Origin of the sequence: Sphingomonas sp. (genome assembly GCF_036269755.1) — a bacterium.
Classification (GTDB): Bacteria; Pseudomonadota; Alphaproteobacteria; order Sphingomonadales; family Sphingomonadaceae; genus Sphingomonas.
This window is the reverse complement of the sequence record NZ_DATBDV010000018.1, coordinates 148,392-162,252: the sequence shown is the minus strand read 5'-3', so window position 1 is coordinate 162,252 and position 13,861 is coordinate 148,392. Positions and strand designations below refer to the sequence as shown.

Below are 13,861 nucleotides of genomic sequence, written 5' to 3'. Positions count from 1 at the left end.
CATGCTTCAATTGTTCGACACGGCGAACGACCTGCAACCGATCGACGCTCGACTGATCCGCGACGGTCTGATGCGGATCGGGCGCGACAGCGCCGCCGACTGGTCGATCGCCGACCCCGATTGCGAATTGTCGCGCGCGCATTGCGAGCTCGAAGTCGCCGACGGCGCGCTCAAACTCCGCGCGCTCGGCGCCAACGGCGTGTTCGACGACGCCACCGGCGATCGCTTCCCCGACGCGGTGGACGTCGCGGTGCCGATCCCATCGACCTTGCGCTTCGGCCGCTTCCGCCTGAAGGCGAGCCATGCGCCGCACGGCGACGAACCGGTCGATGCCGCGCGGACGATGGTGCTGACCCCGCCACTCGGCGATTCGACCGCGGTGCCCGACGATTGGAGCGACGGATCAGCCCCGCTCCCCAGCGGCAACGGCTCGCTGCTCGAAGCATTCTGCGAAGGCGCAGGGCTCGACGCGTCGCTCCTGTCCAGCGACGACCCCGCCGAGATCATGCGCCGCGCCGGCGCGGTGTATCGCCAGATGGTGCTCGGCATCGGCGACCTCATGACTGAGCGCGACCGAGCGCGCGGGCAGTATAAATTGTCGCGCACGACGATCGGCGGCAGCAACAACAATCCGTTCAAATGGGCGCCGACGCAGCGGCTCGCGATCGACCTGTTGCTTGCCGGAAGCGGCAATTTCCTGTCGGGCCCGGCCGCGCTCAAGGCATCGTTCCGCGACATCAAGCGCCACTTGATCGCAACCTTTGCCGGGCTGCACGGCAGCTTGCATGCGGCAATCGACACGTTCGATCCCGCCGCGCTCGACGCCGCCGTCGGCGACCGCGCCGGGCTGCTCAAGAGCCGCGCCGCGTGCCAGGCCGAGGAAGTCGCCCAGCGCCACGCCGACCTCTTGCGCCAGCTCGCCGAGGGCGATGGCGGGTCGCTCGAACGCGCGTTCGTCGCGGCCTATGACGCCGCGGAAGCGCAAGCCAATGCGGAGGAGCGCTCGTGAACGCGCTGCCCGTAGCGCCGATCGCCGCCGATCCCGCCACCGCCTTCCGCTCGGTCGCGCGCAGCCATGTCGGCCGCGTGCGGTCGATCAACGAGGATCGCGTGTTCGACTGTCCCGAAGCCGGCATCTGGGCGGTCGCCGACGGCATGGGCGGGCATCGCGGCGGCGACTTGGCGGCGCAAGCCGTGGTCGAACGGTTGCGCGCACTGACCGCATCGCGCCGCGTGGCGGACTTCACCGACATGCTCGTCGCGCTCGGCCAGGCCAACGCCGATATCCGCCACCGCAACGACACCAACGGGTTCGACGCCGGCACGACCGTCGTCGCGGCGCTGATCGATGGCGCCACCGCGCACATCGCCTGGGCCGGCGACAGCCGCGCGTATCGCATACGTGACGGCGGGCTCCAGCTTCTCACGCATGATCACAGCCTGGTGCAGGAGTTGATCGATGCCGGGCTGTTGACGCCCGCGGCCGCCGAACGGCATCCGCAATCGAACGTCGTCACCCGCGCGCTCGGCATCTGCGACGATCCGGGTTTGCAAATGACCAGTGCCCCGCTGGCACCAGGCGATCGACTGCTGCTGTGCTCGGACGGGCTGTCGCGCTCGTTCCAGCCGGACGACGCGGTCGATGGCGACACCGAACAATTGTGCGACCGTTTGCTCGGCAACGCGCTCCGCCGCGATGGCACCGACAATGTATCGCTTGTCGTGGTGGAAATAGCAGACCGCTGATCCGGGCGTTCAGTCCGGCACCACCGCCACCGCCTGGATTTCCACCTTGGCTCGGCGTTCGACCAGCCGAGTCACCCCTACGACCGCCATCGCGGGATAGTGCCGGCCGATCGTCTCCCGATACGCGCGCCCGACCGCCTTGGCGTTGGCGAGATAATCGTCGACGTCGGTCAGATACCAGGTCAGCGAGACGAGGTGCGCAGCCGTCGCGCCGCCTTCGTTGAGCACCGCAACGACGTTGGCGAGCGTGTGCTCGACCTGATCGACGAGATCGTCGCTTTCGAACTGCTGCTCGGCGTTCCAGCCGATCTGGCCGCCGACATGGATCGTGCGGCCAGACTCCGCCGCGACCCCGTTGGCGTAGCCGATGGGGGGCGCCCAGCCCGGTGGCTGCAGGATGTGGTGCATCATCGATCTCCCGAAGCGCCGCGCAGGCGGAAGCGCTGGATCTTGCCGGTCGCGGTCTTGGGCAGTGTCTCAACAAAGCGCACCGAGCGCGGATATTTGTACGGCGCGATCGCCGCCTTGACGTGATCTTGGAGCAGCTTGGCCATCTCCGCGTCGCCCGCCACGCCTTCGACCAACACGACATGCGCCTCGACGATCTGTCCGCGATCGGCATCGGGCGCACCGATCACCGCGCATTCGCGAACATTAGCGTGCGCGAGTAACGCTGCCTCCACCTCGGGCCCGGCAATGTTGTACCCGGCCGATACGATCATATCGTCCGACCGCGCAGCGAAGTGGAAGCGGCGGTCGTCGTCCTGGTAGAAGCTGTCGCCGGTCAGGTTCCAGCCGTTGCGCACGTAATCGCGCTGTCTCGAGTCGGCGAGGTAGCGGCACCCGGTGGGCCCGCGCACCGCAAGCCGCCCGATCTCGCCCGGCGTGGCGTCGCGCATCTCGTCGTCGACGATCCTCGCTTCGTAGCCGCCGACCGGCCGCCCGGTCGCGCCGGGCGCGCGATCATCGACGCGGTTGGTGATGAAGATGTGAAGCAATTCGGTCGAGCCGATGCCGTCGAGGATCGGCTTGCCGGTGCGCCGAGTCCATTCCTCGTAAACCGGTGCGGGCAAGGTCTCGCCCGCGGACACGGCGAGGCGCAGCGATGAGAGGTCCGCGCCTTCCGCCATCGCCGCCATCATCGCGCGGTATGCGGTCGGCGCGGTGAAGCTGATCGTCGCGCGGTGGCGCTCGATCAATTCGACCATGTTGGCGGGCGAGGCTTGTTCGAGCAATGCCGCCGCCGCGCCGAAGCGCAAGGGAAAGATCGCCAGCCCGCCGAGCCCGAAGGTGAAGGCGAGCGGCGGCGACCCGACGAAAATATCGTCAGGCGTCACCCCGAGCACTTCCCTGGCATAACCGTCGGCGATGATCAGCAAGTCGCGATGGAAGTGCATCGTCGCCTTGGGCTCGCCGGTCGTGCCCGAGGTGAAGCCGAGCAGCGCCACGTCGTCGCGCCCGGTGCGCACCGCGTCGAACCGCACCGGCTTGGCGAGCGCCGCGCGGTCGAGTTCGGCGTCATGGTTCGCGGTGCCGTCGAACCCGATTACCGCTTTGAGGAAGCGGCTATGCTTGGCGCAGGCGACCAACTCGTCGAGCGCGCGCGTGTCGCACAGCGCCAAGCTCACCTCGGCCTTGTCGACGATCTTGGCGAGCTCTCTGTTTCGCAGCATCGGCATCGTGTTGACCACCACCGCGCCGGCCTTGGTCGCCGCGAGCCAGCACGCCACCATCGCCGGATTGTTGGGTCCGCGGATCAGCACGCGATTGCCGGGGATCACGCCGTAATCCTCCACCAGCGCGTGCGCGATCCGGTTCGACCAATCGGCGAGTTCCTTATAGGTCCGCGACCGCCCGTTGCCGATCAGAGCGACACGATCGCCATGCCCGGCGGCGACTTGCGCGTCGCACAATTCGACGCCCGCGTTAAGCCACTCGGGATAATCGAATTCATCGAGCAGGAGGTCTGGCCACTGCTCGACCGGCGGCAGATTGGCGCGGGCGAAGCCGTCGATATGACCGGTCGGCCCCAGCGCTGCCTGCGGCATATCAGTCGCCCTCGAACACCGGCTGCTGCTTGGCGACAAACGCGCGATAGGCGCGCTCGAAATCGCGAGTCTGCATGCAGATCGCCTGCGCCTGCGCTTCGGCCTCGATCGCCTGCTCCAGCCCCATCGACCATTCCTGGTTGAGCTGGGTCTTGGTGATGCCGTGCGCGAAGGTCGGTCCGGCGGCGATACGCTGCGCGAGGTCGAGCGCTTCGGCCTCGATCGCGTCGGCGGCGACCAGCCGGTTGTAGAACCCCCAGCGCTCGCCCTCGTCGGCGCGCATCGTGCGCCCGGTGTAGAGCAGTTCCGCCGCGCGCGCCTGACCGATGATCCGCGGCAGCATCGCGCATGCGCCCATGTCGCACCCCGCGAGCCCGACGCGGGTGAACAGGAACGCCGTTTTCGCCTCGGGCGTCGCGAGCCGGAGGTCGCTCGCCATTGCTATGATCGCCCCCGCGCCCACCGCAACGCCGTCGACCGCCGCGATCACCGGCTTGCCGCACCCGATCATCGCCTTGACCAGATCGCCGGTCATCCGGGTGAACTTGAGCAGCCCCTTCATGTCCATGCCTACGAGTGGCCCGATGATCTCGTGGACGTCGCCGCCCGAACAGAAATTGCCGCCATTGGGCAGGATCACCACGGCGTCGAGGTCGTCGGCATCGGCCAGCGCGCGGAACGTGTCGCGCAATTCGGCATAGCTATCAAAGGTCAGCGGGTTCTTGCGTTCGGGCCGCGCCAGCCGGATCGCGGCGACGCGGCCATGCATCTCCCACAGGAAATGGCGCGGCGTCAGCCCTGCCAGGTTGCTCATTGCCGGTCCTCCCATTGGCTGCGGAACGATCCCAGGATCGCGGTCATTTGCTTCGCCTCGGCAGCTGTTACGCCGCCGAGCAGTTCGTCGATCCAGCGCGCATTGGCCGCCGCCATCGCGGCGAACGCGGAGCGGCCGTTCTCGGTCAGCCGCACGATCGCGGCGCGGCGGTCGCCGTCGCGCGGATTGCGAGTCACCAGCCCGTCGGCGACCAGCCGCTCGACGATTCCGGTAACGTTGCCGTTCGACACCAGCAGGAAGCGTGAGAGCTCACCCATCATCATGCCCGCGGGCGCGCGGTCGAGCGCGGCCATGACATCGAAGCGCGGCAACGTCGTGCCGAATTCGGCGGACAGCCGCTCGCGCAATTGCCGCTCGACCGCGCGCGTCGTGCGCAGCATCCGCAGCCAGAGCCGCAGCCGACTGCGATCGTCGTCGTGCCAGGCGACGACGCTCACCACGTCTCGCCGCCCGATATCGAGATCGCCTGCCCGGTAACCGACCGCGCGGCGTCACTGACCAGCCATAGCACGGCCGCGGCGACCTCCTCCGGCGTGACAAACCGCCCCTGCGGATTGGCGAGTGCGGCGCGCGCTTCGGCCTCGGAGCGGCCAGTCTTGGCGGCGATCGCGTCGATCGATCGCTCCAGCATCACGGTCTCGGCAAAGCCCGGGCACACCGCGTTGACCGTCACCCCGCTTTTCGCCGTCTCCGCAGCGAGCGCGCGCATCAGCCCGATCACGCCGTGCTTCGCCGCGACATAGGGCGCGACGTAGGGGTAGCCCTTGAGGCCCGCGGTGGAAGCGACGAACACGATCCGGCCTTGGCCAGCCTTCGTCATCGCCGCCAGCACCGGCTGCACCGTCAGGAACGCGCCGGTCAGGTTGACGTTGAGCGCCGCGCGCCACTCGTCGAGCGTCACCTTCGCCGCCGGCGCGCTCATGGACGCGCCGGCATTGGCGACGACGATGTCGAACGGTCCGCGCGCAGCGTGTGCTTGGTCATACAGCGCGGCGATCGATGCCGGATCGGTGACATCGGCGACGATGCCGTGAATTCGCGGATGCTCGACGGCCTGCAAAGCCTCCGCACGCCGGCCACATATCGTCACCGCGATCCCTGCTTCGGCCAGCGCCAGGGCGATCGCGCGGCCGATCCCGCTGCCGCCGCCGGTGACCAACGCGTGGCTCATATCTCGCCCCTTTCCGTCAGCCGATAGAGCTGGTCGCGCCCGGCGAGATACGGCTCGGGCCAGGCCACGCCCGCATCGCCTAATCGCGCCGCCGCATGCAGCGTCCAGTACGGGTCGGCGAGATGCGGCCGCGCGAGGCAGACGAGGTCGGCCCGCCCCGCCATCAGGATCGAGTTGACGTGATCGGGCAGATAGATGTTCCCGACCGCCATCGTCGCGATGCCGACTTCGTTGCGGATTCGGTCGGAGAACGGCGTCTGGAACATGCGGCCATATACCGGCCGCGCCTGGAGCGAAGTCTGCCCCGCCGAGACATCGACGATGTCGACCCCGGCGTCCTTGAGCATTCGCGCGATCGCCACCGCTTCCTGCGATGTCACGCCGTCCTCGCCGACCCAGTCGCTCGCCGAGATGCGCACCGAGATCGGCTTGTCGTCGGGCCAGGCGGCGCGCACCGCGGCGAACACTTCCAACGGATAGCGCATGCGATTTTCGAGGCTGCCGCCATAGTCATCGTCGCGGCGGTTGGTCAGCGGGGTGATGAAGCTCGACAGCAGATAGCCGTGCGCCATGTGGAGCTCGACCATGTCGAACCCGGCGCGGTCGGCCATGCGCGCGGCGGCAACGAACTGGTCGCGTGCCGCATCCATGTCGGCGCGGTCCATCGCCTTGGGGGTCTGATTGGCCGGCGACCAGGCCACTGCCGACGCGGCGACCAACGGCCAATTGCCCTCGGCAAGCGGCACGTCCATCTCCTCCCACCCCAATTGCGTCGATCCCTTCGCGCCCGAATGGCCAAGCTGCGCGCAGATCTTCGCCGGCGTTTCGGCATGGATGAAATCGACCAACCGCTTCCACGCCGCCTCGTGCTCTGGCGCGTAAAGACCGGGGCAGCCCGGCGTGATCCGCCCCTGCGGGCTGACACAAGTCATCTCGGTATAGACCAAACCCGCGCCGCCCTTGGCGCGCTCGGCGTAATGCGCGAAATGCCAGTCGGTCGGACAGCCGTCGATCGCTTTGTACTGCGCCATCGGCGAGACGACGACTCGGTTGGCGAGCGTCATCCGGCGCAGCTTGAAGGGCGCGAACATCGGCGCGCGCGGCGCATTGCTGCCGCCCGCCCGCTCCTGAAACCACCCTTCCGCCGCGCCGAGCCAGGCATGATCGCGCAGCCGCAGATTCTCGTGGCTGATCCGCTGCGACCGGGTGAGCAGCGAATAGGCGAACTGGATCGGATCCAAGTCGAGATAGCGCTCGACCTCCTCGAACCATTCGGCCGAATTGCGCGCCGCCGATTGCAGCCGCAGCACTTCGATCCGCCGCGCCTCCTCGTACGCTCCCAGAGCCTCGTCGAGCGGCTTTCCGGCATGCAGCTCGTCGGCCAGCGCGACGGCGCTTTCGAGCGCGAGCTTGGTGCCCGATCCGATCGAGAAATGCGCGCTCGCCGCCGCATCGCCCATCAACACCAGATTATCGTGCCGCCATGCATCGCACAGCACACGCGGAAAGCTGATCCATGCCGACCCGCGCAGATGATTGGCGTTGGACAGCAAGCGGTGCCCGCCGAGATGCGCGGCGAACACCGCCTCGCACGCCGCGATCGATCCGTCGCGGCTCATGTCGCCGAACCCCGCGCGCGCCCACGTCGCCTCCGAGCATTCGACGATGAACGTCGCGGTGCCGGGCTCGAACTGGTAGGCGTGCGCCCACATCCAGCCATGCTCGGTCGGCTCGAAGATGAACGTGAACGCCTGGTCGAAGCTCTGGTGCGTGCCGAGCCAGACGAACTTGTTCGAATAGAGCTGGATGTCGGGGTGGAAGACGTCGGCGAATGCGTCGCGCGAGCGTGAGTTGAGCCCGTCGGCGGCGACCACGAGGTCGTGCTCCGCCATCAGCGCGGCGACGTCCGCCACTTCGTCCTCGAACCGCAGATCGACGCCAAGAGCGCGCGCGCGCTCCTGCAGCAACAGCAGCAATTGCCGCCGGCCGATCCCACAGAAACCGTGCCCGGTGGATACCGTGCGCGTGCCGCCTTTCACCACCGCGACATCGTCCCAATAAGCGAAATGCTCGCGGATCGCGGCGGCACTGTCGGGGTCGTTGGCGGCGAGGTTCTGGAGCGTCTCCTCGGACAGCACGACGCCCCAGCCGAATGTGTCGTCGGCACGGTTGCGCTCGAACACCGTCACGTCGTGGCGGGGGTCGCGCACCTTCATGCTGATCGCGAAATAGAGCCCGGCCGGTCCCCCGCCGACGATCGCGATCCGCTCGGGGCTGTCCAGCGCCATGCCGGCAGCGTCGGCCGCTCGGCGAGAAATTTCAAGCATGAAATTTCCGACGCGAACTGTGCGCTAGCATCTCCCGACCGCGATGCTACGCTTCGTACAGATGCACGGGCACGACCATCACGGCCACAGCCAGGACCACGGTCACGCGCATAAGCACAAGCATGGCGCCGGCGGGCACGGGCACGGCGGGCACAGCCACGGCCCGCTGACCTTCGACCGCGCTTTCGCGATCGGCATCACGCTCAACATCCTGTTCGTGATCGCAGAGTTCGGCACAGGCTTCGTCGCGCATTCGGTCGCGCTGATGGCCGATGCCGGGCACAACCTGTCCGATGTCCTCGGCTTGAGCGTCGCCTGGGCGGGCGCGACCTTGGCGAAGGCGCTGCCGTCGAAGCGCTTCACCTACGGGCTCAAGGCCTCGACGATCCTCGCCGCGTTGCTCAACGCCCTCCTGCTGCTGATGGCGATGGGCGCGATCGTGTTCGAGGCGGTGATGCGGATCGGCCAGCCCAGCGCAGTCAAGGGCGCCGTCGTCGTCGTGGTCGCCGCGATCGGCATCCTGGTCAATGCCGCGACGGCGTGGTTGTTCGCGCGCGGGCAGAAATCGGACATCAATTTGCGCGGCGCCTACCTCCACATGGCCGCCGACGCGACCGTCTCGGCGGGCGTCATGCTGGCGGGCGTCGCGATCTGGTGGAGCGGCGCCGGGTGGATCGACCCGGTCGTTTCGATCGTCGTCGCTGTCATCATCTTCTGGCAGACTTGGGGGCTGCTGCGCGAAACGATCGAGATGTCGTTGAACGCAGTGCCGCGCGCGATCGACTATGACGAGGTCAAGGCGGCGCTAACCGCGTTGCCGGGGGTCAGCGCGATGCACGATCTCCACATCTGGCCGATGTCGACCACCGAAACGGTTCTGACCGCGCATCTGGTGGTGCGCACTGACCCTGGCGCGACCCTACTGGCCGATGCCGCGACGATGCTCCACCAGCGTTTCGCGATCGGCCACGCGACGATCCAGATCGAGCGCGACGGAAGTTGTGGGACCGATTGCTAGGCCGCGCCCGGCAGTTCAAAATAGCCGGTTCAGCAGTTTGGGTTCGCTGGATTTCAATCGCTCAAGCATGTTGTTAACATAGAACATGTCCGGGGCTGCCGTTTCCGGAAGAACGACTACAGCGTAGTCTGGCCGATCCTTATCCAGCGTGAAAGTTATAAGGCCTACCCCATGAATGCTGCACAGCGACTTGAGCCGGTTCATGTCGTCACTACTCGTAGATTTCGGTACGACGATATAGCTTTTGTGCGAGAACAAACGGTAAGCGACGGCTTGGCCAAACGCGACGACTGGCTGGCCTGGCACGGCCTTGATCTCGGCTGTGACGATCTGGGGTTCGAATTTGAAAATGTCCTGCGCGCGCGGCTTCAGCACGCCAATTACATCCGGCGTACCCCACTTTCCGCCTAGACTAGCGCGCCCAAGGGCAGCAGCCACCGTCGCTTCATCATTTTCTTCCAGCCACTCGGCGAAGCTTGCGTAAAAATCCTGCTCGGTCAGCGTATAAGGCCCAGCCGTTTCTGACCGTACCGTCAGATCAACAACTTCCACCTCTTGCGCTGTCGCGACCGCGTCGTCGGCCTCTACATACTTGGAGAGCTGGTAAGTTCCCCGTGCCACCTTCACGATGTCCGCGGTTCGTGTCGTCAACAGATTATGAATACCGCCGTGAATGCTGTTGTGAGGCGTGTCTTCCGCGCCAGCTTCGACGATGCGGAGCAAATCAGACCAGCGAATGCCCTGTGGATGGGCGTCAAGCGCCTGCAGTGCCCGCTCATGGATTTCCTGCCGATTCAGCTTTGTCACGCGCCTCACCCTCCAAGCTGGACGGTCGTAGCCGACGAGCGAGACGACGGCAAAGCCGTCGTCGGCCGTGGGCTGCGCCACCGCCGGCCGTGCCGAGCGCTGCCTTCGGCACCGGCGCGGACGTGGCCGCGCCTGCGCCCGTCAATACGCCCTCGCCACCGCGAACTCGACGGCCTCGCTCATCGCGTCGCGCGCCTTTGAGGGAGCGAAACCGGCGATCGAGTCGATCGCGCGCTGGCCATAGTGGCGCGCCCGCGCGAGCGTGTCGTCGATCGCGCGGGTGTCGCGGACCAGTTCGACCGCACGCGCGAAGTCGGCATCCGACGCGCGGTGGCCGAGGATCGCGTCCTTCCAGAATTGGCGATCGGCTTCGTCGCCGCGCGCGTACGCCAGGATCACCGGCAGCGTGACCTTGCCTTCGCGAAAATCGTCGCCGCTGTCTTTGCCCATCGTGCCGGCATCGGACACGTAGTCGATCGCATCGTCGACCAACTGAAACGCGATGCCGAGGTTGCGGCCGAACGCGTCGAGCGCGGCTTCCTCGCCTTCGGGGCGCTCGGCGACCACCGCGGCGATGCGGCACGCGGCGGCGAACAACGCCGCCGTCTTCGCCCCGATAATGTCGAGATAACGTTGCTCGCCGAGATCGACCCGGCGCGCGGCGGTGAGCTGGTTGACCTCCCCTTCAGCGATCACGGCCGATGCGTTCGACAGGATCTTGAGCACCTTAAGGCTGCCGTCCTCGACCATCAGCTCGAAGCTGCGGCTGAACAGGAAGTCGCCGACGAGGATCGACGCCGGGTTGCCCCAGATCAGGTTCGCGGTGCGCTTGCCGCGGCGCAAGTCGCTGCCGTCGACGACATCGTCATGCAGCAGCGTCGCTGTGTGGATGAACTCGACCGCGGCGGCGAGCGCGTGGTGGCGCGTTCCGGTATAGCCGAGCAGCTTTGCGCTCGCGAGCGTCAGCATCGGCCGCATCCGCTTGCCGCCGCCTGCGATGAGGTGACCGGCCAGCTCCGGGATCAGCGGGATTTCCGACTGCATGCGGTCGAGGATCACCGCGTTGACCGCGTTCATGTCGGCGGCGACCAGCGCCATCATCGGCTCGAGGCTCGGTTGCGGACGGCTGGGATCGAGGCGATGGATCGTGGCGCTCATCGTGGCCGCGCTGTGGCCGAGCGCGCTCGTGATGGCAAGCGCGGCTTGCGCAACCCGGGCTGCATGCGCAGTAAGGCCGCAGCGAGGGAGCACCCACGATGAGTGACGAAATGCTGGACGCCTATCGCAGCAGCATCGACAATATCGATGCGGCGTTGGTCCACATCCTCGCCGAGCGCTTCAAGGTGACCCAGGCGGTCGGGCGGTACAAGGCGAAGGCCGGGCTGCCGCCGGCCGACCCGGCGCGCGAGGAGCGTCAGATCGCGCGGCTCCGTTCGCTCGCCGCCAATGCGCGGCTCGACCCCGAATTCACCGAGAAGTTCCTGCGCTTCATCATCGACGAAGTGATCCGCCACCACGAGCGGCTTCGCGACGACGCCTAGGCGAGCTCTTCGTCGGGGAGCAGTTCAGTGTCCACCGTCGCTTGTGCGAACGGCGCATAGCGCGCGCCGCGGATCGTGCCGGCGAAGATCGCCTCGATTGCCGCAAGCGTTTCGTGCGTCAGGCTGACCGACGCGGCACCGACATTTTCCTCGAGATGCGCGATGCTGCGCGTGCCCGGGATCGGGACGATGTTGTCGTCCTTTGCGAGTACCCAGGCGAGCGCGAGCTGCGCCGGTGTGCAGCCGATGCCGGCGGCGAGCGTCTCGAACTTCGCGACGACTTCGAGGTTGTGCAGGAGATTGTCGCCCAGGAAGCGCGGCATCGTGGTGCGGATGTCGTGCGGCTCGTAACCATCGTCGCGCACGCCCCGCGCGAGCATCCCGCGCGCGACCGGCGAGAAGGCGACGAAGCCGATCCCGAGCGCGCGGCAGGTATCGAGCACCGCGACTTCGGGATTGCGCACCAGCGGCGAATATTCGCTCTGCACCGCGGCGATGGGATGGACGGCATGCGCGCGGCGGATTGTGGCGGCGCCCATTTCGCTGAGGCCGATCGCGCCGATCTTGCCCGCTTCCTTGGCCCGCACCAGCGCGCCGACCGACTCCTCGATCGGCACCTTCCGGTCGAGCCGGTGAAGGTAATAGAGGTCGATACGATCGGTCCCGAGCCGTTGCAGCGCGCGGTCTAGCGTCGCTGTGATCGCAAGGGGTGAGCCGTCGAGCACGCGCTTGCCGTCGATCGCGTCCATCACGCCTTTGGACGCGAGCGTGAACTCGTCCTTGCGGTGCATCACCGCGCTCGCGATCAGCCGCTCGCTTGCGCCGAGGCCGTAGATCGCGGCGGTGTCGAGGAAGGTCACGCCGAGATCGAGCGCTCGGTTGAGCAGCTTCGCGCCATCCTCCGGCGACGGCGGAATGCCGTAGGCGTGGCACAGATTCATGCAGCCGAGGCCGATCGAAGAGACGGTGAACGGCCCGATCTGGCGCGTCGGAAGGGTCATCATGCGCTTTCGGGGTTGGGAAGATCGCCCTCCAATACCGGCGCGACATGGCGTTGTCGCGGGTCACGCACGCGAAAGATCAGCAGCACGATTGCGATGCCGAGAAACCCGAACGCGATCCACAGCACCGGCGGATAGCCGAAGCGATACGCGATCAGCCCGCCGATCAGCGGGCCGATGGCCGATATCGTCCCTTCGATCGTCGTCGACAGCGCCAGCCGCATCGCGACATCGGCGCGCTCGCCGAATTCGAGCACCATCGTCTGCTGGCTCATCTGATACCCGCAATTGCCGGCGCCGAGCCCGCAGAATGCGACGAACACCGCCCACGGATGGTGGACGCTGAGCAGCAGCACGATCGCACCCGCCCACAGGCAAGCCGCGAGCGTGAAGGTCGATCGGTATCCGGTACGATCGCCGAGATTGCCCCAGAGCAGGTTGGAGACGGTATCGGCACCGAGATAGGCGAGCGACAATTCGCCGATCACCACCCCCGACAGCCCGAGCTGCTGCCCGGCATAAAGGATGTAGAACGGCGTGGAGATTCGCGCGCACACGCAGCACGCCTCGGCCAGGATGAACCAGCGATAGCCGCGATCCTCGAGCAATTGCGGGAAGGTGCGGACTCGGTCGATGAATCTCATCGGCGCGCGAAGCGTCACCGGCACCGGTTCGACCATCCGAAGCTTGAGCACGGTCAGCCCCATGCTGGTCAGCACGAACGCGACGAAGAACGTCGTGGCATAGCCGTTCCCGAGCACATTGCCGCCGATCAGCCAGCGCCCCGCCGCGTACGACAAGGCGGCGGCGATGATCCCGCCGGTGACGTTGCGATACGCCTGCAACCGGCCGCGGCGGTTGATCGGGATGACCTTCGACATCAGCATCTGGAAGGCGACGCGCTGAGTCCCGTTGAACGCGCCGAGCAGAAAGAACAGGCCGAGCGTCACGACGAGTAGCACGTCGCCCGACAGGAACCAGCCGGCGAGCGCCATCCCCAGGATCATCACTCGCATCATCGTGCCGGTGCGGATCGCGTAAGGCAGGATTCGCGCCTTGGTCTCGAACCGCGACGCGCTGAAGATCGGCGACAGGATCGCGCCGAACTGGAGCAACGCAGTGCCGAGCCCGACCAACGCGTCCGATCCGGTCAGACGGTGGATGTAGGTCGGGATGAAGGTCGGCGCGTAGATCAGCCGGAACCCGGTCATTCCCAGCATGCCGTGGATGAAATGCGCGGTGTAGTTGCGGCGAAGGTTGGCGCCGACGAACGCATCATACTCCGCTTCGCGTTCGGCGAGGGTGCGCGTGTCGCCGGGGATCGCGATCATGGCGCGACCTCGCCTTCCATCACAACCATCCGTCAT

At 66.9% G+C, this 13,861-nt stretch carries 14 protein-coding genes; 4 read left to right on the top strand and 10 right to left on the bottom strand.

Annotated elements, in window-relative coordinates:
- Position 1: 1 nt before the first annotated feature.
- On the top strand, positions 2-1,009 hold the full coding sequence (locus VH326_RS11715; protein ID WP_329632003.1) for a type VI secretion system-associated FHA domain protein: 1,008 nt from the start codon (positions 2-4) through the stop codon (positions 1,007-1,009).
- The gene (locus VH326_RS11710; RefSeq protein WP_329632002.1) at positions 1,006-1,746 is read left to right on the top strand and encodes a PP2C family protein-serine/threonine phosphatase; all 741 of its coding nucleotides are present in this window, start codon (positions 1,006-1,008) and stop codon (positions 1,744-1,746) included. The genes VH326_RS11715 and VH326_RS11710 overlap by 4 nt, the downstream gene beginning before the upstream one ends.
- 9 nt (positions 1,747-1,755) lie before the next feature.
- Here the strand turns inward: VH326_RS11710 and VH326_RS11705 are convergent, their stop codons facing one another.
- The 6 genes from VH326_RS11705 to VH326_RS11680 are packed head-to-tail and all read right to left on the bottom strand — an operon-like array spanning position 1,756 to position 8,088.
- Positions 1,756-2,154, bottom strand: coding sequence for a RidA family protein (locus VH326_RS11705; RefSeq protein ID WP_329632001.1), 399 nt, complete (start codon positions 2,152-2,154; stop codon positions 1,756-1,758).
- A complete protein-coding gene (locus tag VH326_RS11700) occupies positions 2,154-3,794 on the bottom strand; it encodes an AMP-binding protein (protein ID WP_329632000.1) in 1,641 nt (546 codons plus the stop codon). The genes VH326_RS11705 and VH326_RS11700 overlap by 1 nt, the downstream gene beginning before the upstream one ends.
- A 1-nt stretch (position 3,795) precedes the next feature.
- Positions 3,796-4,608: an enoyl-CoA hydratase family protein gene (locus tag VH326_RS11695; protein WP_329631999.1), complete on the bottom strand. Its 813-nt coding sequence runs from the start codon at positions 4,606-4,608 to the stop codon at positions 3,796-3,798.
- Positions 4,605-5,066: a MarR family winged helix-turn-helix transcriptional regulator gene (locus VH326_RS11690; protein WP_329631998.1), complete on the bottom strand. Its 462-nt coding sequence runs from the start codon at positions 5,064-5,066 to the stop codon at positions 4,605-4,607. Before VH326_RS11690 ends, VH326_RS11695 begins: the two co-directional genes overlap by 4 nt.
- Positions 5,063-5,800 carry an SDR family NAD(P)-dependent oxidoreductase gene (locus tag VH326_RS11685; RefSeq protein WP_329631997.1) on the bottom strand — a complete coding sequence of 246 codons (738 nt, stop codon included), beginning with the start codon at positions 5,798-5,800 and terminating at the stop codon, positions 5,063-5,065. The genes VH326_RS11690 and VH326_RS11685 overlap by 4 nt, the downstream gene beginning before the upstream one ends.
- A complete protein-coding gene (locus VH326_RS11680) occupies positions 5,797-8,088 on the bottom strand; it encodes a bifunctional salicylyl-CoA 5-hydroxylase/oxidoreductase (RefSeq protein ID WP_329631996.1) in 2,292 nt (763 codons plus the stop codon). The genes VH326_RS11685 and VH326_RS11680 overlap by 4 nt, the downstream gene beginning before the upstream one ends.
- A gap of 82 nt (positions 8,089-8,170) precedes the next feature.
- Between VH326_RS11680 and VH326_RS11675 the strand changes: the two genes are divergently transcribed.
- Entirely contained in the window at positions 8,171-9,145 is a 975-nt protein-coding gene (locus VH326_RS11675) for a cation diffusion facilitator family transporter (protein WP_329631995.1), read from the top strand.
- A gap of 15 nt (positions 9,146-9,160) precedes the next feature.
- Here VH326_RS11675 and VH326_RS11670 read toward each other — a convergent pair whose 3' ends face one another.
- Positions 9,161-10,033 (bottom strand): hypothetical protein, encoded by an 873-nt coding sequence (locus VH326_RS11670; protein ID WP_329631994.1) that lies wholly within the window; start codon positions 10,031-10,033, stop codon positions 9,161-9,163.
- A gap of 60 nt (positions 10,034-10,093) precedes the next feature.
- The gene (locus VH326_RS11665; protein ID WP_329631993.1) at positions 10,094-11,110 is read right to left on the bottom strand and encodes a polyprenyl synthetase family protein; all 1,017 of its coding nucleotides are present in this window, start codon (positions 11,108-11,110) and stop codon (positions 10,094-10,096) included.
- 98 nt (positions 11,111-11,208) lie between these two features.
- Here VH326_RS11665 and VH326_RS11660 point away from each other — a divergent pair, with 98 nt between their 5' ends.
- Positions 11,209-11,493 carry a chorismate mutase gene (locus tag VH326_RS11660; RefSeq protein WP_329631992.1) on the top strand — a complete coding sequence of 95 codons (285 nt, stop codon included), beginning with the start codon at positions 11,209-11,211 and terminating at the stop codon, positions 11,491-11,493.
- Here the strand turns inward: VH326_RS11660 and VH326_RS11655 are convergent.
- Positions 11,490-12,494 carry an aldo/keto reductase gene (locus VH326_RS11655; protein WP_414714273.1) on the bottom strand — a complete coding sequence of 335 codons (1,005 nt, stop codon included), beginning with the start codon at positions 12,492-12,494 and terminating at the stop codon, positions 11,490-11,492. The two genes, VH326_RS11660 and VH326_RS11655, sit on opposite strands and share 4 nt — an antisense overlap.
- The gene (locus tag VH326_RS11650) at positions 12,494-13,825 is read right to left on the bottom strand and encodes an MFS transporter (RefSeq protein WP_329631990.1); all 1,332 of its coding nucleotides are present in this window, start codon (positions 13,823-13,825) and stop codon (positions 12,494-12,496) included. Before VH326_RS11650 ends, VH326_RS11655 begins: the two co-directional genes overlap by 1 nt.
- Between the last annotated feature and the right edge of the window lie 36 nt (positions 13,826-13,861).